Here is a 26,654-nt window from a genome sequence, read left to right on the forward strand (position 1 = left end):
CGCATCGATGCGCCATCGCCAATATGCTAGCGTCTGGCGTGCCGTTCTCAAAACGAGCGGGAGGCAGTTATCAATGGGCGTGCCCGTGTGAACCGGTGTGAAGCTCGCGACCCGTGCCGCGCTCATCGCCACTGGCCATCAATCATCTTCTCAACGGCACGGCCTGCACCGGTCCCGCTGCCTCCGCTGCGGGCGTGGCATGCAATCGGTGCAGCCATAGTTGCGCCGATGAGCAGCGATGTCGAAATATCATTTCAACGTTTCAAAGGAGCAGTGTAGATGAAGTATGAAGGCGCTCTGCACCGGAGCATCAAAAGGCGGCTCGAACAAGTCATAGAGATGGCCGAACTGGTGGGCTTGCTGGCCATCGGCATCGGGACCGCGCTGGCGATGGGGCATCTGATCTGGAAGATGACAGACTCCGGCGGCGTTACGCTGACTGATTTGCTCCTCATGTTTCTATACCTCGAAGTGTTTGCGATGGTCGGGCAATACCTGAAGGCGGGGCAGTTGCCGGTGCGATTTCCGCTCTACATAGCCATGGTCTCTATCGCCCGCGATGTCATCCTGCGCGCTGGCGCAAATACCGAGCTGCACCTTGTCGCCTCGGCTGGCGCCATCTTGCTGATAGCGCTAGGTGTGCTGCTGATTCGTTACGGACAGTCCAGGTATCCAAGCAATGCCGACGAACGGCCTGACGAGGGTGCGCGCTAAGCGGGCAACGGCCATGCGCTTAGTCGCCGGGCGACTCCACGTCATCATCACCGCGGTGCGGGGGCCACGCCCTCCGGTGCGTCGCGGTCATACTACTTGCACAGGCGCAGTACGCCGAATGCGTGGTCTCGAGGAAGCCAAACCGTCTTCGACGCCACTGGCTTTTCATTTGACGCGGCGCACGCACGACGATGAAGCGGTTGCGGAGTTGCTCAGCAAGGTATTGCATGAAACACCGCGGGGCTCGACGCACAGGAGTGTGTGCCCACAAGCATCCGAAGATCAAAGCGGCGATGGAACTCGCCGTCGGCTCGGATTCGAATAACTCGTACTTCGTCGCGCTGACGCCGCTCAACGCGGGCTCGGTGATCAAGGTGATGCATCCGGCGAATGAGCCGGACGACCCGCCGGATGAGGAAATGCGCTTCGACATCGCGCGCTGCGCGATCTGAGTTTCCGGTCACGCGTGGGGGTTGCGAAGGCCACGCCGCTGCGCGAATTTTTATATCGCGCAGCGGCTATTTTTCACGATGGCCAAACGTTCGCGCTACCACATGCACTTCACGCCGACGCATTCGAGTTGGCTCAATCAAGTCGAGCGTGGTTTGCCTTGGTTACCCAATAGGCAATTCGCCGCGGCTCGTTCGAGAGCGTGCCGTCAGTTGGTCTTCTTCATTCAACGCTACGTCGAGTGTGCAACCGTCGTAAACGCCCATTTCATACGGACCGTCACCGCCGATTCTATCCTCGCCAGGATCAGGCGTTCATCCAAAGTTATTCCATTGGGAGAGAACACTAGGGGCCGTTTCTCGCTGACCACCGCTTATACGTCTGTATATCCAAGCGAACCCTATCGGTGAATCACTACAACCACCCATGTAATAGATTCCCGGCTTTTGTGCACCTACTCTTCAGTCATCGGGAACCGCGCAAGTCCCGCGGTTGACGGTATCCCTGGCGTACTCCGCTCCGTCTCTCCAGGCGCAATCAAAGAGCGGGGGACCCGAGCACGGTCTGCATTCAATAGCACAGTGCGGAACATAGCCGACTTTGCCACTTGGTCCTTCGATAACGGCTTCGACTCTTAACACCGAGGACAGGAAGATGATGTTGAACCCATTTTTGGAGGCAGCGCCTGATGACTCTTCTTGCGAGGTTGAGTCGGGGATGGGCGTGTTCGCCTTCCCTGTCCCAGTTCATGCTGCCGCACCGTTGTCAGTCATGCCTGCCCGGCGTATTGAGACTGGCCACTGTCTCATCTGGGGGATTCGGCAAGACCCTGACCCCTGGGCGTGCATCATGGCTGGCCTCCTGCAGTTCTCCGCGCCGGCGGCCGAGATGTCCCCTCTGCCAGACCCGTTTGGTCGTTGCTTTTTCCGTCAGCGCAATCAAAGGGCTGTAGCGTTTGCGACAACTTGTCACTAATTCTCTGTCTTGTCATTTGAGATCTTCTCGCTCTCGGATGACAGATTTTATTAGCAAGCCTGATCCCTGTCGGAGTGAAGCAAATGAAAAGACGTACCTTCCTGTCGGCAGTCGGTTCCGGGTTGGTGACCGCTGCGGGCACTGCTCTGCCTAAGGCTGTGCTGGCTGCGGGAACCGGCGAGCCGATCAAGCTCGGCTTGCTGTTTTCGCTGTCGGGCACGATGGCCAATGGCGAATCGCTGCTAAAGGACACGGCGTTGATGACGATCGATCAGATCAACGCCAAGGGCGGCGTGCTAGGGCGTCAGCTTCAGGGCGTGGTCGTCGATCCGGCTTCGGATTGGCCGATGTATGCGCAACTCGCCAAACAGCTGATCCTGCGCGACCAATGCGCAGCGCTGTTCGGCTGCTGGACGTCCGTGTCGCGCAAGTCCGTATTGCCGGTGGTCGAGGCGCAGGACAGTTTGCTGTTTTATCCGCTTCACTTCGAAGGCGAAGAGCAGTCGAAGAACGTGGTCTATCTGAATTCGCCGCCGAGCAGTTCGGTGTTGCCCGCAATGGACTACCTGATGAGCGATCAAGGGGGCGGCGCAAAGCGTTTCTACATGATCGGCAGCGATTACGTGTGGCCGCGCACCATCAACAAGATGCTCAAGGGCTATCTCAAGACGAAGAACATTCCGGATTCGGCATGGCGCGAACATTATGTGCCGTTCGGGCAATCGAACTTCCAGACCATTGTGCGCGAAATCAAGGACTTTGCGGCCCAGCCGGGTGGTCAAGCCATCGTCGTGATGACGGTGGTCGGCGATTCGATTCCCGCGATGTTCAAGGAGGCGATCAACCAGGGGGTCCGCGCGACCGATATTCCGATCCTCGGTCTGGACGTGGTGGATAGCGACCTTGAAGGTCTCGACACGAGGCCGCTGGTCGGCCACCTCAGCTGCTGGTGCTACTTCCAGAACGTCGATACGCCACAGAACCGCCAGTTCAGGAGCGACTGGAAAAACTACGTGAGCGCGCATAGCCTGAAGCATCGCCCGGACATGGTGATCGATCCGATGGTATCGACCTACCTCGGTATCAGCCTGTGGGCGCAGGCTGCCGCGAAGGCGAAATCGACCAGCACCGACGCCGTACGGAAGGCGCTCGCGGGCCAGTCGATGGTCGACCCGGCGGGCTATACCGTGAAGATGGACGCCTCCACGCAGTACCTGTGGCGCGGCGACATGATCGGCTCGATCAATGCGAAGCAGGGTTTCGACATTCTCTGGAAGTCGAAAGACATCGTGAAGCCCGTGCCGTTCAGCCCATATATCGGTAAGGCATAGACGCGCCCGCAAGGAAGATGGGACCGGCGGTCGCTCGCTCGCCGGTCCCTGCAGCAGCATCGAATGGAAACACCATGATCAATTTCAGGCAGATTTTTCTCGCGATTGCTTGTCTGGCGCTACTCGGGGCCACCTCCACGCGCGCGGCGCCTGTCCCTGCGCCAGGCCGAACCGCGGCGCTCGCATCGTTCTGTGCCGCGGACAGCGATAAGGCCGCTGCGCTGGAACAGCTCGTCGAGGTTGGCGTGTCAGCCGATGCGCACGAACGGGCGTGGGCTCGCCAGATCGTCGACGCCATACGCAACGGCGCACTGGTGTGCGGGGCGGGCACTCAGGCGACGCTCCAGGGAAGCCCGGCGCTCGACGCGGCGACCCTTCAGCCGAGCACCCACGCGACAGCGGATTCGCCCTATGTGCCAAGCATCGTGATGATGCGCAAGCTTGCGGTGGCGTCGGCGGAAATGGACCTGTTTGCCCCTCAGCAGGACACCCGCGCGGCGGCGGCGCGACAGGTCGACAAATTCTTTGCGTTGCTCGACCCCGCCATCGTTACCCGCGCGATCAGGCAGCAGCACGACCCGGAAACCGCAACCGTGCTCACGCTCGCGTTGGCCAAGCGCGGCCTGAACAGCACCGAGAAGGCCGAGCGGCTCGCCGCCATCAAGGCGGTGGCCGAGGTGCCAAGCGAGACCGCTCGCACCGCACTCGCCAACTTCGCGACGCAAGACTCGGTGCGTTCGGATCCTCAAGTGCTGGCGGCAGTGCAGAGTGCCATCCGCTCGATGGACACGTGGCTTTCGTTCGGCAACGTGTTATCGATTCTCTTCAGCGGCTTGAGCTATGCCGGCGTGCTGTTGCTGACCGCACTGGGCCTGTCGATCGTATTCGGTCTCATGGGGGTGATCAACCTCGCGCACGGCGAGTTCATCATGATCGGCGCTTATGCGACGTATCTCGTCGAACGTTTTATGCAGGCGCATCTGCCGGGATTATTCGACGCCTACATTTTCGTGGCGATTCCCGTGGCGTTCGTGATCTGCGCGGTGTGCGGGATGTTGCTCGAATTCCTTGTGATCCGTTTTCTGTATCGCCGGCCGCTGGAGACGTTGCTTGCCACGTGGGCCGTCAGCATCGCCCTCATCAAGCTGGTTCAGGTGCTGTTCGGCTCGCAGAACGTGGAATTCATCACGCCGGGCTTCCTCAACGGCGGCATGCAGGTCGCGCCCGGCTTCTTCGTGACCTATAACCGCGTCTTCGCAATCGTCCTCGCCATGTTGATCTTCGCCGCGACTTTCGCCGTGGTCCGCTTCACGAAACTTGGACTGCTGATGCGCGCCACGACGCAGTTGCGCGATATGGCGCGCTGTCTGGGCGTGCCGTCCGAGCGCGTCGACCGTCTCGCGTTCGGCCTCGGAGCCGGCCTCGCTGGTCTTGCGGGCGTGGTTCTCACGCAGATCGCCAGCGTCAATCCGTCGATGGGCACGGGCTTCGTTGTCGACTCGTTCATGGTGGTCGTACTGGGCGGCGCAGGCAGCCTGGTCGGCACCGTCGTGTCATCGCTCGCGCTTGGCGAAATCAACCAGTTCATCGAACCGTTCTATGGAGCGGTCGCCGCCAAGGTTGCCGTGCTTCTACTGATTGTCCTGATCATTCAGAAGCGCCCGCAAGGACTCTTTGCATTGAAGACCCGCGTATGAACACGCTTCCCGATCCGCGCACCCGCAGGAGATTCACCTTGTCGGCACTCGCTACGAAATGGATGGGCCAGACCGTCGAGATCGGCATCGTACCGATGCTGGTGCTGGTGGCCGTCTATCTGCCCTTTGCGTATTTAGTGATTCCCGAGTCGAACGCGTTGCATCTGTCGTTGTTTGGCATCAACCTGATCGGCCAGATCATGTGCTTTGCGCTGCTTGCGCTCTCGCTCGATCTGGTCTGGGGTTACGGCGGCATCCTGAGCCTTGGGCACGGCATATTCTTTGGCATCGGCGGCTATCTGATGGCCATCTATCTGCTCAACGGTGCCTACGCCGAGACCCATGTTTTGCCTGATTTCATGCAATTCATGGGCGCGAGCGACTTCCCTGCCCTGTGGAAGATGCTTTCGCGTCTCGATGTGACGATACTGGTCACCGTTGTCGTGACGGCCGTGGTGGCGGGCGCGTTCGGCTTCGTCACGTTCCGCTCCCGGATCAACGGCGTGTACCTGTCGATCATCACGCAGGCCCTGACTTACGCGCTAATGTTGCTGTTGTTCATCAACGATGTCGGACTGGGCGGCAATAACGGCATGACTGGATTTACCAGCATCGCAGGCCACAAACTGGCCGATGTGCCGACGCAGATCGGCCTCGCGGTGTGTTCCTGCCTACTGCTCGTCGCGGCTTATGTCGGCGTACGCTTTCTTGCGCACTCCGGCTTTGGCCGTGCATTGATCGCTGTACGCGATGACGAAGCACGGATGCGCTTTCTCGGTTACCGCACGCATACGTTGAAGCTGTTTGCATGGTGTCTGTCAGCCGTGCTCGCGGCGCTTGCCGGCATGCTGTACGTGCCGCAGGTCGGCATCGTCAACCCGAGCATCGTGTCACCGGAGCTATCCGTTGAGATTGCGGTGTGGGTCGCCATCGGCGGCCGTGGCACGCTGATCGGCGCAATCGTCGGGGCGATCGTGGTCAACGGACTGAAGTTCTGGCTGACCGCGCAACTTCCCGCTCTGTGGCCGTTCATTCTTGCCGGCGTGACCTTGCTGATCGTGGTGTATTTCAGCAACGGCCTGTGGGGCACGCTCAAGTCCGCCGGCAGCGATGACAAGGGGGCACACCGATGAACGCGTCCCTGTCTGCCACGGCTATCTATATCAGTGGCCTGTTCGTGCGTTTTTCCGGTTTTGCTGCGATCACCAATCTTTCGATGGAGTTCCGCTATGGCGAGATCCGCGCAATCATCGGGCCGAACGGCGCCGGCAAGACCACGTTGATGGATGTGATTACCGGCAAGACGCGCCCAGCAGCGGGAGAAGTGTTCCTGAACAAGGTCACGAATCTCGCGGCGCTCGATGAAACGTCCATCGCACGTCTCGGCATCGGCCGCAAGTTCCAGAAGCCCAGCGTCTTCGAGGCATTGCGTGTGCGCGAAAACCTCGAGCTCGCGATTCGCAACGGCCGTGGCTATGCCGATATGGTGCGTTCGCGGCTCGGTGCGCAGCAGAACCAGCGTATCGATGAGGTGCTGGAAACGATCGGCCTCGCGAGCGAAGGAAGCCGCGTGGCCGGAACGTTGTCGCACGGCCAGAAGCAGTGGCTTGAGATCGGCATGCTGCTTGTCGCTGATCCCCACGTCATCCTGCTCGACGAACCGGTAGCCGGCATGACCGATCACGAGACCGCACGCACCGCAGAATTGATCGCAAAGCTCAAGTCGCCCGAACGGGCCGTGGTCGTGATCGAACATGACATGGATTTTGTTGGCGAGATCGCGGACCTCGTCAGCGTGCTGCATGAAGGGCAATTGCTCGGCGAGGGCTCGATGGAGAGGGTGCGCAACGATCCGCGCGTGATTCAGGTCTATCTGGGACGATAAGCATGCTCAAGATTTCCGCACTCAATCAGTTCTACGGCAGCAGCCACACGTTGCGCGACGTGTCGCTGAACGTGCAGGAAGGCGCCTGCACCGTGGTGCTCGGCCGCAATGGCGTGGGCAAGACCACCCTGCTGAAGTGCCTCATGGGGCTGTTGCCCGTCAAGGACGGTGAGATCGTCCTGGGCGACCAGCCACTGACCCGCACACCGCCGCACCGACGCGTGGAGGCAGGCCTCGGCTACGTGCCGCAGGGACGCGACATTTTCTCGTTGCTGAGCGTCGAAGAAAATCTAAGTATTGGTGCATACGCGGGTGAGCGCAATTCAACTGCCCAAGGCAAGCAGTTTTCCTTCGACGATATCTTTCATACGTTTCCGGTGCTCAAGACGATGCGCCGGCGCATCGCAGGCAATCTCTCCGGCGGACAGCAGCAGCAGCTTGCCATCGGCCGCGCGCTTCTCACCAACCCGAAACTGCTGGTTCTGGACGAACCCACCGAAGGCATCCAGCCGTCCATCGTCATGGAAATTGAAGCGGTAATCCGGTCGCTAAAGGGCTCGCTGTCGATCCTGCTGGTCGAACAGTTCTTCGATTTCGCCGAGGCCGTGGCTGACGACTATGTGGTGCTGATACGCGGCCAGGTAGTGTCAGCCGGCCGCGGCGACCAGATGGAGGCCAATAACGTCAGATCGCTCATTTCGGTGTGAAGCGGCGCGAGCAGCGCACCGCTTCAGTTTGAAAACCCACACTTCAACAGGAACATCCAGATGAACTGGCTTGAACAATCGATCATGCACACCCGCGGCGTCGCACGCGGCCAGGTACGCGAGACGCACGAACTGACGGAAGCCCGTCAGGGGACCTTCCACTACACGATCGGACCGTACTCGGCCCCGGTGCTCAGTGTCGCGCCAGGCGATCGCGTGGTCGTCCAGACCCGCGATGCCTTCGACGGCAAGATCCGCACTGAACAGGACCTGCCGAGCCAGAAGCTGAAGGTGCCGTTTCTCAATCCGCAAAGCGGACCGATCATGATCGACGGTGCGGAAAAAGGCGATGTGGTGGCCGTGTACATCGAATCGATGCTGCCGCGCGGCGACAATCCGCGTGGCACCTGCTGCCTGATTCCACGCTTCGGTGCGCTGACGGGCACGGAATACACGGCCACGCTCAACGAACCGTTGCCGGAAATCACCCGCATGATCGACGTCGATGAAGACGGGGTGTACTGGAGCAAGCGCGTCACACTCCCGTACAAGCCGCATATCGGAACGCTAAGCCTGTCGCCGGAGATCGACTCGATCAATTCGCTCACGCCGGACAATCACGGCGGCAACATGGACGTGCCCGACATGGGGCCGGGCAGCATCACGTATCTGCCGGTGCGCTCAGCCGGTGCGCGGCTCTTTATCGGCGATGCGCACGCCTGCCAGGGCGACGGCGAAGTATGCGGCACCGCCGTCGAGTTCTCCAGCACCACCACGATTCACGTCGATCTGATCAAAGCCTGGCACATCGAGTGGCCGCGCCTTGAAACCGATGCGTTGCTGATGACGATCGGCAGTGCGCGTCCGCTGGAAGATGCGACGCGGATCGCCTACCACGAACTGGTCTTGTGGCTCGAAAAGGAATACGGCTTTGATCGCTGGGACGCCTACATGATGCTTAGCCAGTGCGGCCAGGTGAGGCTAGGCAACTTCGTCGACCCGAAGTATTCGGTCGGCGCAGCGATCAGCAAGAAGTATCTCGCACCGGCCGCCTGAGGAGAAGGACCACCATGGATTTGAAACTCAAGGGTTGGTGGTTTCGAAGCTGATCGCAATACTGCGACTTAGATCCTTACGCTTTGTATTACAGCCGCAGATGTGGAGGGGTAGCCGGGCAGAATATGCAAGACTCGAAGAGATCGCAGCGCACATCGATGGTGGCGAAGCCATTCTCGAGAGAACGAAGTTCGACGTTTTCCGCCGAACGCTGATCTGACACAGTCAGTTTAGCAAAGGCGGCGGAACGGACGATGTTCGGCTGCACCTACTGCCGCTACATTTCGAAGCAGCCATTCGCAGCGGTTGAAAATTACGCCTCCGCGACCGTCCGCTTTTGCCGACGATCGCATGGCCCATTCGCCAACCAGAAGCCAGCTGTCGGCCATATTGACGCGTTCAATTGAGATGCGTCATTAATACCGTTATTAGGGTTTTCCCCAACTCGCCCGGAATACACATGAGCACGCCAATCGACACACCTACCCCCGAAGAAGCAAAATGCCCGTTCCACGCCGCCACCAAGCCGATAGCGGGCGGCGGCACCGCCAACCTCGACTGGTGGCCCAATCAGTTGCGCGTCGACCTGCTGAATCAGCATTCCAGCCGCTCCAATCCGCTCGGCGAAAGCTTCGACTACCGCGAGGAGTTCAAGAAACTCGACTACAGCGCGCTCAAGGCCGATCTCAAAACCGTTCTGACCGATTCGCAGGAGTGGTGGCCGGCAGACTGGGGCAGCTATGCTGGCCTTTTCATCCGCATGGCCTGGCATAGCGCCGGTACCTACCGCATGGTCGATGGTCGCGGCGGCGCCGCTCGCGGCCAGCAGCGCTTCGCGCCGCTCAACTCATGGCCCGACAACGTCAGCCTCGACAAGGCGCGCCGCCTGCTGTGGCCGCTCAAACAGAAGTATGGCCAGAAGATCTCATGGGCCGATCTCATCGTGCTGGCCGGCAACGTGGCGTTGGAGAACGCGGGCTTCCGCACCTTTGGCTTCGCCGCCGGCCGCGAGGACGTGTGGGAACCCGATCAGGACGTGAACTGGGGCGATGAAAAGCAGTGGCTCACCCACCGCAACCCGGAGACGTTGGCGACGAACCCGCTGTCCGCCACCGAGATGGGCCTGATCTATGTGAACCCGGAAGGGCCGAATGCCAGCGGTGACCCGATGTCGGCCGCACCGGCCATCCGCGCGACGTTCGGCAACATGGCGATGGACGACGAGGAAATCGTCGCGCTGATCGCCGGTGGCCACACGCTTGGCAAGACCCACGGCGCCGGCTCGGCCGAGCATGTGGGGAAGGACCCGGAAACGGCAGCGCTCGAGACGCAGGGCCTTGGCTGGGCCAGCACCCACGGCAGCGGGGCGGGCGCCGATGCGATCACGTCGGGCCTGGAAGTGATCTGGACTCAGACGCCGACGCAGTGGAGCAACCACTTTTTCGAAAATCTGTTCAAGTACGAGTGGGTGCAGACGCGCAGCCCGGCTGGCGCCATCCAGTTCGAAGCCAAGGACGCGCCGGAGCTCATCCCCGACCCGTTCGACCCGTCGAAAAAGCGCAAGCCGACGATGCTGGTCACCGACCTCACGCTGCGCTTTGATCCGGAATTCGAGAAGATTTCGCGCCGCTTCCTCAATGATCCGCAGGCCTTCAATGAAGCGTTCGCGCGAGCCTGGTTCAAGCTCACTCACCGCGATATGGGACCGAAGGCGCGCTACCTCGGCCCGGAAGTGCCAGCGGTCGATCTGCTCTGGCAGGACCCTCTGCCAGCGCCTGTTCACAACCCGAGCGCCGCCGACATCGCTCACCTTAAGGCGGAGATTGCTGAGTCCGGACTGTCGGTCAGCGAGCTCGTTTCGGTGGCGTGGGCATCGGCGTCAACGTTCCGCGGCGGCGACAAGCGCGGCGGAGCCAACGGCGCGCGGCTGGCGCTGGCACCCCAGAAGGACTGGGAAGTCAACAAGCGTGCTGCGGGCGTGCTGCCAAAGCTGCAGGCCATCCAGCAAGCGTCAGGGAAGGCCTCGCTGGCCGACGTGATTGTGCTGGCCGGGGTGGTGGGCATCGAGCAAGCAGTCGCAGCTGCCGGGGTCAAGGTCGATGTGTCGTTCGCAGCGGGCCGCGTCGATGCCCGTCAGGACCAGACCGATGTCGAATCGGTCGCCGTCCTCGAGCCCGTTGCCGATGGCTTCCGTAACTACCGCCGCGTTCAGGACGGACCGACGACCGAGACCCTGCTGGTCGACAAGGCCCAGCAGCTCACGCTGACTGCGCCGGAACTGACCGTGCTGATCGGCGGTCTGCGCGTGCTGGGCGCCAATTTTGACGGCAGCCGCCACGGCGTGCTCACGGAAAGGGTGGGCGTGCTCAGCAACGACTTCTTTGTCAACCTGCTGGATATGCGTAACGTATGGAGGGCCGCCGACGCGACGGCCGAGCTGTACGAGGGGCGTGACCGCAAGAGCGGCGAAGTGAAATACACCGGTACCCGCGCCGACCTGGTGTTCGGTTCCAACGCGGTGCTGCGCGCGCTGGCCGAAGTCTATGCCAGCAGCGATGCCCGGCAGAGGTTCGTCGAGGACTTCGTCGCGGCGTGGACCAAGGTGATGAACCTGGACCGCTTCGACCTGACCTGAGTCCTGCCCCGGCAAGCAGCTTGCACTGCTCGCCGGGGGCTTCCCTCTGTGGCGACGTAGTCGCACGATTCGAGCGTTATCGCCGGCTATCAGGCAAGAGGCGACATCTGACCGGCCTTACTCTATGCCGGAGCAACATCGGCGACTTTTCAATGTGAGGAACCTCGGATTGCGGGTTTCCCGAGCAACTCACAGTTCCAGCGGGTGCTGGCAAATCAGACCGATGTACTGGCTGCGCAATCGCCAGTCGTCACGATTCTGCAGCAGCGCAATGCGGTCACACTGACGGCACCGGCGTTTCTGACGACGCCGTTTATCGTCGGGCAAGCAGGGGCGACAGCGATCTCGGTGCCCTGGCGACAGCAGGCGCCATTGACGTCAATGGCATGCCCGATGCGGCTACCGTCTCGCTGCTGTCCGCGGCGGGTCTCGCCCATCCACTCACAACGACGTCCACACCTTCATCCGGCACTGGCGTGGTGCTGGCTTCGCGGCTTTCTTCGTCCGTGAAGATCCGCGAATCGCATCAGCACGCGACCCCCGTCATTCACCTCGATCCGGGACACAAACTTTCGCAGGAGTATCGGGCCTTGCATCGTGAACTGGCCGGATAGCGAGAATCGTCAGGCGAACCGACCGTAGTTGAGCAAACTTGGTGAACAGCCGCTTTGTCCTTTGCCGAGCGGCAGTACCCGACCCAGATGGAATGGACAACGGCGTAACCAACGGGTCAAACTCCCTGAGCTGAAGCTCGCGCAGCCAAAAGTTTGGTGGCGGCAGCGGGCACGCCAACGGATCGGCCGGGTCCGGATCTGTCGGGTCACGCTTCGTCATGATGCGCCCTGTTCGCCAGCAAGATCACGCGCAGCCAGCGAAGCCAAGGGCGCCAACTCGGCGCGCGGGTCGAGGATCACTGCGGACGGCGATCGGTTGCCAAGTTCCGCCCGCCTACGCAGCATGAACGAATGGATGACCCAGCAGTTTGCGTTAGCGTCGACGAATGGGCGAAGGATGGCTGCCAGTCTGACCGGATCAGCATCGAACTGCCACTTCGGATATCGAAAACCCCGCGTGATGCCAGGTGGTAGCAAGGCATATAGTTCGCCGGCTTTTCGCTGTTCGTTGATGCTCCGCTCATTTCGCCCAGCATAGACCTTCGCCTGGAGCAGCGGGAGATTGTCCGGGCTTGCATAGGCCTCGGCTGCAAATCGGCGCCCCCGTTCTCGCGCGCCGGCAAGGGGATCAATCGCGCTACCCGGTGCCCCGCCGTGTGCCGTCTCAGGGGTGATCACTCGAACCTCTGGCTCGCGCTCGGGCAGCGAAATTTCATCCATTCTTACGCCCAACGACACCAGCCTGAAGAGTAAGGCCAGATAGTCCTCAGCCTCCTTGTGCTCTTCGAGACCAAGTGTTCGAATCACGTAGTGTGCCAGCGTGGATGAGCGTGAACGCAGCGACTCGATCGGGATGGTGACGTTGCCCAATGGCGGCGACGAGCCCCTAGGCAACCTCACCTTCACCACGAGTGGTGTACGTCGGGTGGCCGGCTCATACACGAAGACCAAGTCGGCGAAACTCCTTTCATCCGAGCCGACTTCGGCATCTTGACTAGCACGCCCCGCCTGCGACGGTTCGGCCAGAACCTTGTCGAGATCCACGGCCGCGCGGCGTGCTGTCGTCATCGCCCTCCGCACGGCGCGGCGCAGGGCTTTCGCTGCCGCCGGATTCGAAGCCGCGGCGCCCCACTTCTGGAGATTGTGAGTCGACAGCAGCTTTCGGGACATTTTGCCAGGCCGCTGATGTGCCCCCGGTTCCTGCAACTTGTCGCGGGCGGAGTCGGAGGAGAAATCGGGCGGGAGATCGCGTGAACGTTTCATGGAGACCAATATAGTTCATGACTTTCATGACTTCAATGCTTTTTTCGCGCTCGATGTCGTCAGTTGGCCGACGACAGGCTTCTCCATAAGGACTATTGGTTTCAGCGTGCTTTATCGGGGATAGACCGGTCCAAGCATGACAACGGCCGTCTGTCAGACCCCAATTAAGGAACGCATTACTAACCTATCGGCGCGGTTGTACCATTCGCGCCAAGGCAGCGGCAGCGCGCTTTCAATGACCGAATATTGTTCGGAGCCGTCACCTGAACGTCCGCGGGACAGAATTGGCGAATGACCTTTCATGGCCGATCGCGGAGGCCGCAATCAAGCGGTGAGCCCTGCTTTCGCCTCCGTCAAGCCGGGTGCAGTAGTTTGCCTCGGGAACGGCGCCGCCAAAGCGGCTCAATTCTGGATGTTTTCCTCGCAATCGTTCCAGTACCGCAGCGGGTCGCGATGTTGTGGATAGCGTAAGTTGAGCCACGCTGACAGCCTGGTCCAATCTGGATGATTGGTACCGGTCTGAGCGGACCAGATCGCGATGACCGCTCAAGAATTTGACCGTTCCCGCGATCACGGACAAGCAGGCTGCCTAGTCCGCTTGAACTGTTCGCTTGTGACTCAATAAGATACCGCGGCAGAATTTTGAGTTCAGCATCCGCGGCCCAACCGTATAAGGCGCGGACGACGCCAGACGGATCTCTCAGCTCTATGGGGCCGCTTTCCGGGCGAACGGCTGTCCATCCTTCGGGAAACTCGGTGACAACCTCGTTTTTACCTTCCCTCACCCACTTCACGCGCCATGCCCGGACCATCGCCTCGCGCATGCGAGACACCGACTCATAGCCAACAGGCAACTCGATCGCCATCGGAAGCGTAATGAGGTTGTCTTTCCAGAGTTTGGTTTCGTCGTCGACGCGCTCGACCACGTCGAATGCTCCTGCTTCGAATGGGTTCTCGGGCCGGCCCGATACTCTCACGTTGCCGCCGGGCAATCCCTCGAAAAGGCGCTCAGCATCATGGCGGGTAAGTTTTGTCTTTCCTTTCTTCATGGGTCTTCCTACAGCAAGGTTGTTGTCTCGCTAACGCCTGGGCCCTCATGATTCGGCCACTGCCGGCCGCGCGTTTCCCGCCGACTTCGTCAGGGTTTCGCATCCTCCGGCTTGGGGCTCCAGGCCGCAGCCAAGCGGCTTTGTATAGCGACGAGTTGGTCATCGGTGGTCGCCACCAGCCACAAACGCGAGTGCTCCGCGATTTGGCGGTTGTGGTCCTTCAACGGTCCCATTGTGGCAGCGGACTTCCAGGCCACTGGGCCAATTCGGCTGCTCCGGCCCGAGGGCGCACCCACCAGCAGGCAGTAAGGTCCAAGAGGAAGCGAGACGAACGGAAGGGCCGGACTAGCGCGCACGCGCCAGTCGATGAACGGCGCCTCGTTGATGAGCAACGGAGTGGGCAAGCCGTAAAGCACACTGAAATCGTACAGCGACAGTTGCTCGCGCGCGCCCGCGTAGATACGCCGGATATCGTCGACAACCGCGGCGCGGATTTCATCGTCGAACATGGGCTCCTGCGCATAGCGTGCAGAGGCTTCCTGAGCGTCAATCTGATATGAGCTGAACAGGCCAAGTTCCACGCAGTCCTGCACTGCGCGCTGGACCTCCACCATAGAGCCGGCTTCCTCCGGCTTGCCCAACTGCGCTGCCCTCAAAAACCGGGCAAGACCCGCCTCCTGGATCGGAGGACCCTCCACAGACGCATCGTCGTCAGCATCCTTGTCGAGCGGCACGAAAATGTATTCTTCGGCCGCGAAGCGCGACTTCTTGCCTTCGTCAAACTTGATTTCGCCATCGATGCAGTCCAGATAGCGAGTACCGATTCGGCCATGCTCCCAAACCCAATTCTTCAGGAGCGGACGTAGCGGATGCAGCCTGTCGTGATTAGCCATGGGTGTCTCCAACTGCCCAAGTATAGATCCAAGTGGCCGCTTGCTCTGTTGGGGTCTAGTCTGGCAACGTTCGAACTAGACGGCCGATGAATCAGTTCGGCCTTGTACAGGCCATTGATCGTTTCAGCCAGTGCATTGTCGTAGCTGTCGCCGCGGCTGCCGACGGATGGTTCGATGCCGGCTTCGGCCAGTCGCTCGCTGTATCGAATGCTGACGTATTGGGCGATTTCAACCGGTCGTTGCAACATCTCCTAAAGGAGGTGTCAAATGGGACGACCACAGGGTTGGGGTTCGGAACAGACGGGAAGACCGATAATGCGATCGCCTGGCAGGCCTGGTGTCAATCAGCTAGAGACAAACAGAAAGAGCGCCGCCGTCAATTACCCACTGACAACCCGAACGGAGCGACAACCATGCTCCCCTGACGCAGCGACAATCACCTCGGCCGACCGGCCAAGATGTTTGTCGGTAAACCGGACTTCCTGCTTGACGCTATCCACTTTTTCTGAACGCGAAGAAATCGCGCTGCTGCGGGCACAGGATTGAGGGGTTCGTGAGATCGCGCGAAGACTGCAGCGCTCACCTTCGACCATCTCACGCGAGTTGCGCCGTAACGCTGCAACCCGTGGTGGTACTTTGATATACAGGGCGACGGTTGCTCAGTGGAAAGCAGAGCGTGCAGCGGAACGTCCCAAAGCGTCCAGGCTGGCAGAGAACGAGAGATTAAAGAAGTATGTGCCGAGTCGATTGGCCGGAGCAGTCACCGACTCAGGAGGCAGGCCGATTGCAGGACCTGACGTACCGTGGAAAGGACGACGGCAAGGCCGCCGCGCGGACCGGCGTTGGGGCACCTGCTGGAGTCCCGAACAGATCAGTCGACGATTGCAGGTCGACTATCCCGACGACAAATCCATGAGAATCTCTCACGAAGCCATCTATCAGGCGCTTTACATCCAGGGCCGTGGCGCTCTGCGACGAGAGCTTACTGCGTGTCTGCGTACGGGCCGTGCACTTCGTGTGCCTCGAGCCAGGACGCAACAGCGTAGAAAGCATTTCATCACTCCGGAGGTCATGATCAGTGAACGACCGGCTGAGACTGCTGATCGTGCTGTTCCGGGTCACTGGGAAGGTGACCTGATCATCGGCCTTAACCGATCCGCACTGGGCACGCTGGTCGAGCGTACCACCCGCTTTACAATGTTGCTCCATCTCCCACCTATGGAGGGCCATGGCAACGGCGTGCGAGTCAAGAATGGGCCACCGCTGGCGGGTCATGGCGCGGAGGCTGTCCGCAATGCCATAGCTGCGAAGATCGTGTTATTACCAGAGCGGTTGAGACGATCACTCACGTGGGACCAAGGCGCAGAGATGGCCCAGCATGTGCAGCTTCGAATCGATACAGGTCTGGAGATCTATTTCTGCGATCCTCAAAGCCCGTGGCAACGCGGGACCAATGAGAATACGAACGGTCTGTTACGTCAATACTTTCCGAAAGGCACTGACATCAACCGGTACACGGAGCGTGAATTCGATGCCGTCGCAGACGCACTGAATTGCAGACCGCGTAAGAGCCTTGGGTGGAAAGCACCAGCAGAAGCACTGAGAGATCTACTACTCGCGTCATAAACATCAGGTGTTGCAACGACCCCTTGAACCTAAGGTGCACGCCGCGGTCGCTGTGATGAATCAGCCCATCCTTCTGCGCCGGCTGTCGTTCGTACAGGGCCCGTTCCAGCGCATCCAGGCCGAAGTCCGTGTGCGCCGGTGAGCGAAGCAGCCGATGCGTGGGCTTGCTAACCGAGGGAAACCTCGCGTGGGGCAAGTCCGGCTAACGTACTGGCGTAGGCATTTATATGTCGGGCCATGCGGCGGAAGGCCTTTTCACTGTCCTGCGCTTCAATGGCCTCGAGAATCCCGCGGTGCGCTCGTAGCATGCCCCCTCGCAAAGCTTCCGAGCCATGGTCCTCGATAACCGACGCGCGTAGGCACGCGTCTGCCATCGACTCCATGAACGTTGCAAGCAACTCGTTATTACTCGCCGCGGCGACCGCGAGGTGCCAGTCGACGTTGAGTTTTGCCGTCTCCCCGCGTTTATCGGAAGAGGCCTTTTCAAGCGCCTCCGTCAAATTTCGCAAATGGAGCAACTGTTCTTCTGTTCGTTCGCGTGCAGCAAGATAGGCAAGCATTGGCTCGAGTGCCTGACGTGCCTCAAGCACCGCCTCGAAGCGGATTTTTCGGCCTTTTATGAAGAGGTCGACGAGCCGTCCTAACACCCCTCTGCCCTGGTGCTCTACGACGGTCCCACCATATCGGCCGAGCTTTATTCGCACAAGGCCTTCAGCCTCGAGTACCCGTAATGCCTCGCGCACGGAACTCCGGCTCAACCCGGTTTGCGCCACCAGGTCCCGCTCCGCGGGCAGGGCGGTGCCCTCAGGGAATTCGCCCGAAAAGATCTTCTCACGTAGCACGTCAGCCAGTGCCCCATATCGGTTTGGCACCTTTATAACATCGAGTTTTGGGGAGGCGTCGGTCACCTGCTGCTCCGGATATAGTCCATCATGTACCGATGGAGGCTACCATATCAATGGTCTTACCGTAAGTGCAGTCGACGTCTCCCCCGTCCAGGAAGGTGTTACGCGGCGGTCTTAAGTTGGACATATTTCAGAGTCGTAAAGGTGTGCAATCCCTCGATCCCGCCTTCCTGGCCTAACCCGCTGTCCTTGACCCCACCGAACGGTCCCTCGGGCTGGGACGCACCAAAATGATTCACTGACAGCAGGCCTGCGTCCAAAGTACGTGTCAGCAGGTCGATGTTGCGCGCCGAATCCGTAAAGGCGTAGCTCGCGAGCGCGTACGGCACCGCGTTCGCAGCGGCGATCGCCTCCTCCAGTTCGTCGAACGCAAGCACGAGTGCAATGGGGCCAAAAGGCTCCTCGTGCAGTGCACGTGAGCCAGGTGGTACGTCGGCCAGGATCGTGGGTTCGTAGTAGTAACCTGGCCCTTTCCGGCGTGCGCCGCCGGCAACGAGTCGCGCACCGCGCCCGATCGCATCAGCAATCAGGGAATCCACAGCTTCGACGCGCCGTTCGGTCGCCAGCGGTCCCATCTGAGATTGGGGATCGCTGCCTGGACCGACCCGTAGAGCGCGCGCACCGTCAGCGAAGGTCGACAGGAAACGCTCGTAAAGCGAACGATGTACAAAGAACCGGGTGGGGCAGGTGCAGATCTGTCCGGCGTTGCGGAACTTGGCCATGACCGCGGCACGCGCTACCGTTTCAGGGGCCGCATCGGCACAAACGATGACTGGAGCATGTCCACCAAGCTCCATTACTGCAGGTTTCATCTCCGCCGCCGCCTGCGCTGCAACAAGTTTGCCGACGGGAACTGACCCGGTAAGGGTCACCATTCGAATCACGGGCGAAGCGATCAGGTATGCTGAAATCTGTGCAGGGTTTCCGAAAACAAGGTTCAGTGCTCCAGCTGGAAGGCCCGCCTCTTCGAAGCAGCGGACCATCTCGCAGGCAGTCCCAGGAGTCTCCTCGGCGGCCTTGAGAATGACGGAGCAGCCCGCGGCCAGGGCGCCGAGCTTGCGCGCCGGAATCGAGGCCGGGAAGTTCCATGGCGTGAAGGCTGCGACAGGGCCGATCGGCAAGCGAACTACCGAATTTGCCATACCCGCGGCCCCGGGGATGATTCGGCCGTAGAGTCGGCGGCCTTCTTCGATATCCCACTCCAGCAGTGCCGCCGAGCGTAGCACCTCTGCCGTACCTTCAGCCGCGGGTTTTCCCTGCTCTAGGCTCATGATCGCGCCGATGGTCTCGGCGCGATCTCGCAAAAGACTGACTGCTTTTTTCAGGATGGGTGTGCGTCGATCGACGCCCATCGCGCTCCACGCGTCGAAGCCGCGCCGCGCGGCTGCGAGCGCGTCGTCGAGGTCAGCGACACTGGCATGAGGCACTCGACCGATCTCCTCGCCTGTGGCTGGATCGATAATCGGGGCTGAGGTGGCTGCGTCGCGCCACGCGCCGTCGATGTACAGGCCCAGGCGGGCGTAGGACTTATCCATAACTTGCTCCATTTCCATGCTCAGAAACGTGACTTATTCCGGCGCTTACCGGACGAAGTTGACCTCATTGACTGAGGATTAGCGTTGCGTGTGTCGTCATGACGCCGCCCTGATTACTGACGATACAGGTCTTTGCGTGCGGGACCTGCAGATTGGCCTCGCCCCTCATCTGACGGACGCCCTCGATCACGAGCTGCAACCCGGGCATTCCAGTTTCCGATAAAAGCCCGCCTGAGGTATTGATGGGCAGGTCGCCCCCAATTTCGATTCGGCCGCCGGATACAAAAGCGCCTCCTTCTCCCTTGCGACAGAAGCCATAGTCTTCCAGGGTCATCGGAACCGTGATGGTGAAGCAGTCGTAGATCTGTGCCACATCGATATCTTTTGGCGTCAGTCCAGCCATTTCGAACGCCTTCGCGCCAGAGACAACAGCTTGCGTAGTAGTCAGCACGGGACGCTGCGCGACGGACCAGGATGTATTGCCTTGCCCGAAGCCCAGAATTGGCACTGGGGCGCGCACCTGAAGCTTTCGCGCCCGCTCGGCGCTCATGACGATTACCGCGGCCCCGCCGTCAGACACCAGGGCGCAGTCGTCTCGATGGAGCGGCGTGACAAGTGCGGGCGAGGCCAGGTAGGTGTCGAGGTCAAGTGGGCGCCGCAGCTGTGCGTTGGGATTGGCGGCGCCATGGCGGCGGGCCGCGATCGCGACCGCCCCGAGTTGCTCGCGGGTGGTGCCGAAGTCGGCCATATGACGGCGGGCGATCATCGCGTAACCGGCGGGTGTCCCATACCAGCCGTGGATCGCATCCGCGCCATGCGGGCGGCTGTAGTTGTGGCGACTTCCCGACTTGGGATTGTCGGCGAAACAGACCACTGCTATTTCGCACAGACCCGCCTCGATCGCCAACGCCGCTTGCGAAATCAGTCCAATGTTTGCTGCGCCGCCCTGATCCCAGACGCCTCCGACCTTTGGCTGGATTCCGAGCGCCTCCGCTACCTGCTGGCCGAACATGAACTCGGGCTTCGAAGTCGGAAATTTCACCATCACTGCATCGATAGCCTCCTTGTCAATGCCGGCGTCACCAACGGCCATGGCAACTGCCTCGACAATCATCGCCAGGGGAGTTCGCCCTTCAAGCTTGCCAAAGCGGGTATGTCCAACGCCTGCAATCACTGCCTTGCCGCGCATCTCATTCTCCAGTGAACAGGGCCCGACGCTTTTCGGCAAAAGCTTGCCGGCCCTCGGCCGCGTCGCGGGTATGGCGCAGAGTCCGCGCCATGGTTTGCTCCATTCGCAGACCGGACGAGAGGTCAACGTCATGGCTACGGGTTGCAAGCTCCTTGGATGCCTGAACGGCAAGAGGCGCGTTTGCGGCAATGCGTTCGGCGTGCGCGCGCGCGGTCACCATCAGCTCAGCGGGCGAAACGACGGCGTTGACGAGGCCGAAATGGGCCGCACGCTCTGCGCTGATAGCGGTGCCCTCCAGCAGCATTTCCATCGCGATGGCGTGAGGGAGCTGCCGTGCGATGCGCTGCGTTCCACCGTTCGCCGCGATGAGGCCGCGCTGCACTTCAGAAAGGCCGAAGGTTGCAGAGGGCGTGGCGAAGCGCAGGTCCGTGGCTAGCATCATCGTGAGACCTCCGCCCAGGCAATACCCGTTGACGGCCGCGATGACCGGCTTCCAGACTTCAAGTCCTCGATTCAGAAGGCTTTGACGCTGCGTGAGCCAGAGATCGGCCCAGCCCCGCGTCGCAGGGTTATAGCTCTTCAGGTCGGCACCCACACAAAAAGCCTTCTCTCCAGCGCCCGTGACGATTGCCACGCGGATGTCGTCGTTGTCTCTGACTTCGATCCACGCCGCAGACAAGGCGGCGTAGTGTTCCTCGTCGAGTGCGTTCAACCGCTCGGGACGATTCAATGTGATCGTTGCGATGTGATCTTCGACACTGAAATTGACGGACATTTGGCGATCCCTGAAAAAAACGGCTATGCAATGACAACGCGGGTGGCGATCAGCCGGTCGATCTCGGTCCCCGAGAGACCGAGTCCTTCGAGGACGGCGCGGCTGTCCTCACCGAGTCCGGGTGGGCGCGTGCCAACATCCCGCGGGATACCAGCAAAGAGAACCGGGTTTGCCACCCCCTTCAACGGACCGAGGCGCGGATGCACATACTCCTGGACAAGTTCACGCGCTTTCGTCTGTGGGTGATCCGCGGCCTGCAGCGCATCATTTAACGGAACGCAAGGCACGCCAAGTTCTGTCAGGCGTGCAACCCACTCATCTATCGAACGTTGACCGACAATCTCCTCAACGATCCTGTTCGTCTGATCGGCGTGACGCACGCGCTCGGCGTTGGTGCTGAAACGCTCGTCGTCAGCGAGCTCTGGCCGGCCAACGGCGTCACAGAACTTTCGCCAAAGCGAGTCGTTTGCAACACCGATCAGCACATCACCGTCGGAAGCCTTAAACACCCGGTAAGGGCAGAGAGATTCATGCCCTGTGCCGGACTTTGCAGGCGCCGTGCCCCGCGTCCAGCTTCGCTGAAGGTTGAATCCAAGCAGGGCTATCGCGGTCTCGAAAAGTGAAACCTCCAAAAAAGCGCCACGTCCGGTTTTTTCCCGCTGATATAGCGCAGCGAGAATGCCAGACTGCGCGTTGAGTCCGGTCGCCTGATCAATGGGGGATAGGGGTACCCGAACCGGTGATCCACCCGGCTCTCCCGTCATCGCCATCACGCCGGTGAAGGCCTGGACGATCAGGTCGTAGCCCTTGTTGTCCTTCAGTGGCCCGCTGCGTCCAAAGCCGGAGATCGAACAATACACAAGACGCGGGTTCTCAGCGCAGAGGCTCGCATAATCAATCCCGAGCCGTTCGACTACGCCCGTAGCGTTGCTCTCGATCAGCACATCGGCCGTGCGAGCGAGTCTGCGCAGCACCGCGCGACCTTCATCTGATTTGAGGTCAAGGCCGAGGCTCTTTTTATTTCGGTTCACACTGAGAAAGACGGTTCCCGTTTTCTCGCCGCCATTTGCGTCGGTGTGGAAGGGCGGCCAATGGCGAGTGTCATCGCCTTTGGGACTCTCCACCTTGATCACTTCAGCACCCAGATCGCCCAGGTACTGCGCGCATAGCGGCCCTGCTAGGACCTTGGTCAGATCGAGCACGCGTATTCCGTCGAGAGGTTTCATGTCAGATATTCCGGGCTTAAATCTTTGAGCTTCAGCCAGAGTTGAGGCCGTTCAATCGGGCGCAAGGAGATCGCGAGGCGCCTGGCAAAACCGCGCAGCAATCGACCCGTGGCGATTGCCAAAGACCCCTGCATCAATTCGAACGGCGCACGAAGCCATGGTCACCCCTTCGGTAGAAAGGTCGTTGCGGCGACGCCGCGGCGAGGTGAGATTGAATACGTCAGTCGCTGTCCAATGCAAAACTTTTCCGGATCCGCCACGCCGGCGAGGCGACTAATCAGCCGCGGTCCTTCTGATAGCTCGACAATGCCGACCGCATAGGGAACCTCGTCCGCAAGCGCGTCGTGATATGCATGATGAAAGACCACAAAACTGACCAACGTTGCGCCACCCGACGCGGGAGCCCATTTCCAGTTGGCACCTAAACACTTCGGACAATGCGTGTGTGGTGAAAGCCAGACGTGGCCGCAGTCCTGACACGCCTGATAGCAAAGTTGACCCTGCTCCAGTAGGGCTTGATGCGCTTCGATTGACACGATATCCCCCCATTTTGCTCCGTCCGGCGGTGAGACTGCGAAGTTCCGCGAGCCAGCAATGATTTAACGGTCGGTCCATTAAACCATAAGTCCAAAGAGAGGTGCGTCGGTAGTTTCCCTGAAGACGGCACGATCGTGTGCGGATGGCCGTCGCTGCCCCGGAGGTCGACGGCGCGAGCTCGATCAGGGAAAGTACCGACTTGCGCGGAACGGCACTGGCTATGATTTAATGGACCGACCGTTAAATTATATGAGCGAAAAGCGGAGGGCGCCCAAGCGGTCCTTCCAACTTTTTAAAATCGGGAGAGAGACATGGAGAAGATCATTGGATCTACGGCGACGGTCCCCGTGACTACCGCCGCAGCCGCAGCCGCTACCGCGGACGCGGACGCGGACGAGCTTTTGTTTCGCAAGGTCGCCTGGCGAATCGTTCCCTTTCTGTTCGTGTGCTATGTGGTGTCCTATCTCGACCGGACCAACATCGGTTTCGCCCAGTTGCAGATGAAGCACGACCTGGGCTTCAGCGACGCGATCTATGGCCTTGGTGCCGCGACGTTTTTTGTCGGATATGTTCTTTTTGAAGTACCGAGCAACTTGCTGCTGGCGAAGTTCGGCGCGCGTCGGACTTTCACGCGCATCCTGTTGTTATGGGGACTCGCTTCCGTCGGAATGCTGTTCGTCTCAACGCCCGGCAATTTCTATGTGCTGCGCTTTCTGCTCGGCGTATTCGAAGCCGGCTTCTTTCCCGGGGTGGTCCTGTACCTCACGTATTGGTTCCCGCCGAACCGGCGCGCCGGTGTGCTGTCGGTGTTTTTCGCCGGCTTGACCGGCGCCGGCGTGTGCGGGGGACTGGCGTCGGGCTGGATCATGCGTGATATGAGCGGCGTGTTGGGTCTTCTGGGCTGGCAATGGTTGTTCGTCATTGAAGGCTTGCCTGCTGTGCTGCTGGCATTCGTCGCGCCGTTCTGCCTCGTGGATAAGCCGAGGGATGCGAACTGGCTTACGACTCACGAAAAGCAGCGCCTTGAATTGCTGCTCGCGGGCAGCGGCGAGGTGAGCAGCGGCGCGCATGACTCCAGCGGACTGCTCGCCGTGTTGCGCAACCCGCGTGTCTATCTCTTTGCGTTCGTCCATTTTGCGTTGACTTGCGCTACGCTCAATCTGGTTCTCTGGATGCCACTGATGATTCGCGATTTCGGGATCGTAGATGTCGTGGCGATCAGCCTTTATACCGTCGTTCCGAACGCGATCGGCGCGGTCGGAATGATCCTCATCGCACGCCACTCGGACCGGGCACGCGATCGCCGCAAGCATTTCTGGTTTTGCGTGTTCGGTGGCGCCGCCGCGCTTGCTGCGCTCACGTTGCATTTGCCAAGCTTTCCGGTGATGCTCGCACTGCTGTCGATATGCACCACGCTGGGTTTTGCCGCCTTCCCCGTTTTCTGGGCGGTGCCGCCGACCTGCTTGCCAGGCAAGACGACCGCGCCCGGCATCGCTGCTATCAGCAGTATCGGTATGACGAGCGGTATCGTGGGCCCGTGGTTAATCGGCCAGATCCGAACCACGACCGGCAGCATGGATCTTGCACTATACCTGCTGGCTGCGCTGCTGTTCCTGAGTGGCATCGCGTTGCACTTGGGCGTGAGGCTGAAGGCGGATCAGTGCGACTGATGAGCACCGGAGGCGCACCGCGTACCGGGTACCCGACTCGCGCCGGAGTCGGAAATTAACTGACAATAGGAACCATCATGCTTGGACAGAATCTCCGCAGTGGAATTTTTCTTGCGCCCTATCACACACCCAACGAAGACCCCACTCTGGCGTTGCAACGGGACCTTGAACTGGTAGAACATCTCGACAAACTCGGCTTCGAGGAAGCATGGATCGGCGAGCATCATTCAGCGGGCTACGAGATCATTTCTTCTCCGGAATTGTTCATTGCCGCGGCCGCAGAGCGCACAACGCGGATCAAGTTGGGAACCGGTGTTGTGTCGCTGCCCTATCACAACCCGCTTATGGTTGCAAACCGCATTGTTCAGCTGGATCACATGACCCGTGGTCGAGTGATGTTGGGGGTGGGACCCGGCTCCCTGAATTCGGATGCGATGATGCTTGGTATCGAGCCAGGTGCGCTGCGCGATCGTATGGCGCAATCGCTGGACGTAATCATGCGTCTGCTGCGAGGGGAAACGGTGTCGGAGACCACGGACTGGTTCTCCCTGGTCGAGGCCAAACTTCATTTGAGGCCTTTCACCTGCCCTCATCCGGAGGTTGCAGTTGCAAGTTCTGTGACACCCTCAGGTGGTCGTGCGGCCGGAAAATACGGCTTAGGTATGCTTTGTGTCACCGCGACCGAGGGGAGCGGATACGACGCCTTGGCGACGAATTGGCAAGTGGCTCAGGAGTTGGCCGCCGAGAACGGACAACATGTCGGACTTGATAGACTTCGCCTCGTTGCGCCGATGCACATTGCGGAGACTCGCGAAAAGGCATACGAGAACGTCCGATACGGGATCCAGGAATTTTTAGCCTACAACGACGTCATCTTTCCGGCCCGCTACCGGGATCTTCGCGGTCGCGACCCTGCGCAAGCGCTGGTCGAAAGCGGACGAGCTGTTATCGGCACGCCAGCGGATGCCATTGCGATGATTGAGCGATTGCATAGAAAGCAGGGTGATTTTGGCGCGTTCTTACATCTGGCAACAAACTGGGCAGATTTTGACGCAACGAAGCGGTCATACGAGCTATACGCGCGCTACGTTGTGCCACATTTCAGAAGGTCGAATACGTCGCGTCAGTCTTCATTCCAATGGGTCAGTGAAAATTGGGATAAGTTAGATGTCCTGACGATGCAAGCCAGACAGGCCATGTTCGACAAGCATTCAGCTGAAAAGGTGAGCCGGGAAAAAGCTCTCTCAAATGAAAATTGACCCAGGTGCCACACAAAACATAGGAGTGTCATGATGATGAAGCGACCACTTATCGTAGGAATGGGGGGGACGACCCGACCGGGATCCTCGTCCGAGCAGTCACTCGCCATCGCGTTGCACAAAGCACAACAGTCTGGCGCGGAGACCATGTTGTTTCGTGGCGCAGACCTGATGTTGCCATTGTACGAGCCGCAATCCAAGGTTCTTGCGCCGGATGCGAAGGCTCTTATTGATGCCTTGCGAAGAGCGGATGGCGTTATTTTTTCTTCGCCCTGTTATCACGGCGGTGTCTCGGGGCTGCTCAAGAATGCTATTGACTACACCGAGGAAATGAGCGCTGACGAGAGAGTGTATCTGGATGGTCGAGCTGTAGGGGCGATCTGCTGTGGATTTGGGGTGCAAGGGCCCATGGCGGGTTTGAACGCCCTCCGTGCAATAACCCACGCCCTGCGTGGGTGGCCCGTACCCCTTGGCGTAGCCATTAATTCAGCAGCGGTCAAGTTTCGCGACTGCGGTTGTGACGACGAAAAGACTGTGCAACAAATCGAAGCCATGGCTGATCAAGTCCTTAATTTTGCAGTGATGTCACTCCAGGAAAGAACGAAAGCAAGGGCGCGATCCAGTTTGGAGTGCAACACCTCCCTCGTGTAAGGTGCACGCAAC

The 26,654-nt window shown here is 60.1% G+C and carries 20 protein-coding genes and 5 pseudogenes; 15 read left to right on the forward strand and 10 right to left on the reverse strand.

The annotated features are described in order from the left end of the window. The first annotated feature begins 279 nt into the window (after positions 1-279). From OKW41_RS22380 to OKW41_RS22430, 11 genes and pseudogenes are all read left to right on the forward strand, one after another. Positions 280-714: a phosphate-starvation-inducible protein PsiE gene (locus OKW41_RS22380; RefSeq protein ID WP_187639207.1), complete on the forward strand. Its 435-nt coding sequence runs from the start codon at positions 280-282 to the stop codon at positions 712-714. 257 nt (positions 715-971) lie between these two features. Further along, complete coding sequence (locus OKW41_RS22385; RefSeq protein ID WP_429574393.1) at positions 972-1,166, forward strand: hypothetical protein; 195 nt, start codon at positions 972-974, stop codon at positions 1,164-1,166. Between the two features lie 1,056 nt (positions 1,167-2,222). Next, complete coding sequence (locus OKW41_RS22390; RefSeq protein ID WP_429573977.1) at positions 2,223-3,470, forward strand: urea ABC transporter substrate-binding protein; 1,248 nt, start codon at positions 2,223-2,225, stop codon at positions 3,468-3,470. A gap of 74 nt (positions 3,471-3,544) precedes the next feature. Continuing rightward, positions 3,545-5,167, forward strand: coding sequence for an urea ABC transporter permease subunit UrtB (urtB, locus tag OKW41_RS22395; protein WP_429573978.1), 1,623 nt, complete (start codon positions 3,545-3,547; stop codon positions 5,165-5,167). 38 nt (positions 5,168-5,205) lie between these two features. Beyond that, the gene (gene urtC / locus OKW41_RS22400) at positions 5,206-6,300 is read left to right on the forward strand and encodes an urea ABC transporter permease subunit UrtC (RefSeq protein WP_429573979.1); all 1,095 of its coding nucleotides are present in this window, start codon (positions 5,206-5,208) and stop codon (positions 6,298-6,300) included. Next, on the forward strand, positions 6,297-7,052 hold the full coding sequence (gene urtD, locus OKW41_RS22405; RefSeq protein WP_429573980.1) for an urea ABC transporter ATP-binding protein UrtD: 756 nt from the start codon (positions 6,297-6,299) through the stop codon (positions 7,050-7,052). The genes urtC and urtD overlap by 4 nt, the downstream gene beginning before the upstream one ends. A gap of 2 nt (positions 7,053-7,054) precedes the next feature. Further along, the gene (urtE, locus tag OKW41_RS22410) at positions 7,055-7,759 is read left to right on the forward strand and encodes an urea ABC transporter ATP-binding subunit UrtE (RefSeq protein ID WP_429573981.1); all 705 of its coding nucleotides are present in this window, start codon (positions 7,055-7,057) and stop codon (positions 7,757-7,759) included. 60 nt (positions 7,760-7,819) lie between these two features. Then, positions 7,820-8,815 carry an acetamidase/formamidase family protein gene (locus OKW41_RS22415; RefSeq protein WP_429573982.1) on the forward strand — a complete coding sequence of 332 codons (996 nt, stop codon included), beginning with the start codon at positions 7,820-7,822 and terminating at the stop codon, positions 8,813-8,815. A gap of 460 nt (positions 8,816-9,275) precedes the next feature. After that, positions 9,276-11,450: a catalase/peroxidase HPI gene (katG, locus tag OKW41_RS22420; RefSeq protein ID WP_429573983.1), complete on the forward strand. Its 2,175-nt coding sequence runs from the start codon at positions 9,276-9,278 to the stop codon at positions 11,448-11,450. Positions 11,451-11,654: 204 nt separating this feature from the next. Then, positions 11,655-11,893: pseudogene (locus tag OKW41_RS22425) on the forward strand (hypothetical protein); the annotation flags it as partial. Between the two features lie 36 nt (positions 11,894-11,929). Continuing rightward, positions 11,930-12,064 (forward strand): annotated as a pseudogene (locus OKW41_RS22430) (ParA family protein); the annotation flags it as partial. A 216-nt stretch (positions 12,065-12,280) separates the two neighbouring features. On the opposite strand, the gene OKW41_RS22435 reads toward OKW41_RS22430, so the two are convergent. The 4 genes and pseudogenes from OKW41_RS22435 to OKW41_RS22450 all read right to left on the reverse strand — a co-directional run. Further along, positions 12,281-13,132 carry a hypothetical protein gene (locus OKW41_RS22435; protein ID WP_429573984.1) on the reverse strand — a complete coding sequence of 284 codons (852 nt, stop codon included), beginning with the start codon at positions 13,130-13,132 and terminating at the stop codon, positions 12,281-12,283. Between the two features lie 597 nt (positions 13,133-13,729). Continuing rightward, a pseudogene (locus OKW41_RS22440) lies at positions 13,730-14,376 on the reverse strand (hypothetical protein). Positions 14,377-14,465: 89 nt separating this feature from the next. Further along, entirely contained in the window at positions 14,466-15,269 is an 804-nt protein-coding gene (locus OKW41_RS22445; protein WP_429573985.1) for a hypothetical protein, read from the reverse strand. A gap of 83 nt (positions 15,270-15,352) precedes the next feature. After that, positions 15,353-15,493, reverse strand: a pseudogene (locus OKW41_RS22450) (IS3 family transposase); the annotation flags it as partial. 43 nt (positions 15,494-15,536) lie between these two features. On the opposite strand from OKW41_RS22450, the pseudogene OKW41_RS22455 reads away from it, so the two are divergent. Further along, a pseudogene (locus OKW41_RS22455) lies at positions 15,537-16,895 on the forward strand (IS30 family transposase). A 167-nt stretch (positions 16,896-17,062) separates the two neighbouring features. On the opposite strand, the gene OKW41_RS22460 reads toward OKW41_RS22455, so the two are convergent. From OKW41_RS22460 to OKW41_RS22485, 6 genes are all read right to left on the reverse strand, one after another. Beyond that, a complete protein-coding gene (locus OKW41_RS22460; RefSeq protein WP_429573986.1) occupies positions 17,063-17,803 on the reverse strand; it encodes a FadR/GntR family transcriptional regulator in 741 nt (246 codons plus the stop codon). Between the two features lie 98 nt (positions 17,804-17,901). Next, on the reverse strand, positions 17,902-19,335 hold the full coding sequence (locus OKW41_RS22465; protein ID WP_429573987.1) for an NAD-dependent succinate-semialdehyde dehydrogenase: 1,434 nt from the start codon (positions 19,333-19,335) through the stop codon (positions 17,902-17,904). Between the two features lie 64 nt (positions 19,336-19,399). After that, positions 19,400-20,524, reverse strand: a complete 1,125-nt coding sequence (locus OKW41_RS22470) for a thiolase family protein (RefSeq protein WP_429573988.1) — start codon at positions 20,522-20,524, stop codon at positions 19,400-19,402. A gap of 1 nt (position 20,525) precedes the next feature. Beyond that, positions 20,526-21,299: an enoyl-CoA hydratase/isomerase family protein gene (locus tag OKW41_RS22475; protein ID WP_429573989.1), complete on the reverse strand. Its 774-nt coding sequence runs from the start codon at positions 21,297-21,299 to the stop codon at positions 20,526-20,528. Between the two features lie 23 nt (positions 21,300-21,322). Next, positions 21,323-22,525, reverse strand: a complete 1,203-nt coding sequence (locus OKW41_RS22480; protein ID WP_429573990.1) for a CaiB/BaiF CoA transferase family protein — start codon at positions 22,523-22,525, stop codon at positions 21,323-21,325. A gap of 161 nt (positions 22,526-22,686) precedes the next feature. Continuing rightward, positions 22,687-23,061, reverse strand: coding sequence for a Zn-ribbon domain-containing OB-fold protein (locus tag OKW41_RS22485; protein ID WP_429573991.1), 375 nt, complete (start codon positions 23,059-23,061; stop codon positions 22,687-22,689). 312 nt (positions 23,062-23,373) lie between these two features. Here OKW41_RS22485 and OKW41_RS22490 point away from each other — a divergent pair, with 312 nt between their 5' ends. From OKW41_RS22490 to OKW41_RS22500, 3 genes are all read left to right on the forward strand, one after another. Beyond that, positions 23,374-24,732: an MFS transporter gene (locus OKW41_RS22490; RefSeq protein ID WP_429573992.1), complete on the forward strand. Its 1,359-nt coding sequence runs from the start codon at positions 23,374-23,376 to the stop codon at positions 24,730-24,732. Between the two features lie 77 nt (positions 24,733-24,809). Further along, the gene (locus tag OKW41_RS22495) at positions 24,810-25,991 is read left to right on the forward strand and encodes an LLM class flavin-dependent oxidoreductase (RefSeq protein ID WP_429573993.1); all 1,182 of its coding nucleotides are present in this window, start codon (positions 24,810-24,812) and stop codon (positions 25,989-25,991) included. Between the two features lie 30 nt (positions 25,992-26,021). Next, positions 26,022-26,642, forward strand: coding sequence for an NADPH-dependent FMN reductase (locus tag OKW41_RS22500; RefSeq protein ID WP_429573994.1), 621 nt, complete (start codon positions 26,022-26,024; stop codon positions 26,640-26,642). The last annotated feature ends 12 nt before the right edge of the window (positions 26,643-26,654 follow it).

The organism is Paraburkholderia sp. UCT70 (assembly GCF_050434085.1).
Classification (GTDB): Bacteria; Pseudomonadota; Gammaproteobacteria; order Burkholderiales; family Burkholderiaceae; genus Paraburkholderia; species Paraburkholderia tuberum.

What these genes read in the sequence shown, in the direction of transcription:
- OKW41_RS22475 (WP_429573989.1), bottom strand. Translation starts at nt 21,299, where the DNA reads ATGTCCGTCAATTTCAGTGTCGAAGATCACATCGCAACGATCACATTG.
- OKW41_RS22495 (WP_429573993.1), top strand. Translation starts at nt 24,810, where the DNA reads ATGCTTGGACAGAATCTCCGCAGTGGAATTTTTCTTGCGCCCTATCAC.
- OKW41_RS22445 (WP_429573985.1), bottom strand. Translation starts at nt 15,269, where the DNA reads ATGGCTAATCACGACAGGCTGCATCCGCTACGTCCGCTCCTGAAGAAT.
- urtD (WP_429573980.1), top strand. Translation starts at nt 6,297, where the DNA reads ATGAACGCGTCCCTGTCTGCCACGGCTATCTATATCAGTGGCCTGTTC.
- katG (WP_429573983.1), top strand. Translation starts at nt 9,276, where the DNA reads ATGAGCACGCCAATCGACACACCTACCCCCGAAGAAGCAAAATGCCCG.
- OKW41_RS22470 (WP_429573988.1), bottom strand. Translation starts at nt 20,524, where the DNA reads ATGCGCGGCAAGGCAGTGATTGCAGGCGTTGGACATACCCGCTTTGGC.
- OKW41_RS22380 (WP_187639207.1), top strand. Translation starts at nt 280, where the DNA reads ATGAAGTATGAAGGCGCTCTGCACCGGAGCATCAAAAGGCGGCTCGAA.
- OKW41_RS22490 (WP_429573992.1), top strand. Translation starts at nt 23,374, where the DNA reads ATGGAGAAGATCATTGGATCTACGGCGACGGTCCCCGTGACTACCGCC.
- OKW41_RS22500 (WP_429573994.1), top strand. Translation starts at nt 26,022, where the DNA reads ATGATGATGAAGCGACCACTTATCGTAGGAATGGGGGGGACGACCCGA.
- urtB (WP_429573978.1), top strand. Translation starts at nt 3,545, where the DNA reads ATGATCAATTTCAGGCAGATTTTTCTCGCGATTGCTTGTCTGGCGCTA.
- OKW41_RS22435 (WP_429573984.1), bottom strand. Translation starts at nt 13,132, where the DNA reads ATGACGACAGCACGCCGCGCGGCCGTGGATCTCGACAAGGTTCTGGCC.
- urtE (WP_429573981.1), top strand. Translation starts at nt 7,055, where the DNA reads ATGCTCAAGATTTCCGCACTCAATCAGTTCTACGGCAGCAGCCACACG.
- OKW41_RS22465 (WP_429573987.1), bottom strand. Translation starts at nt 19,335, where the DNA reads ATGGATAAGTCCTACGCCCGCCTGGGCCTGTACATCGACGGCGCGTGG.
- OKW41_RS22480 (WP_429573990.1), bottom strand. Translation starts at nt 22,525, where the DNA reads ATGAAACCTCTCGACGGAATACGCGTGCTCGATCTGACCAAGGTCCTA.
- OKW41_RS22415 (WP_429573982.1), top strand. Translation starts at nt 7,820, where the DNA reads ATGAACTGGCTTGAACAATCGATCATGCACACCCGCGGCGTCGCACGC.
- OKW41_RS22390 (WP_429573977.1), top strand. Translation starts at nt 2,223, where the DNA reads ATGAAAAGACGTACCTTCCTGTCGGCAGTCGGTTCCGGGTTGGTGACC.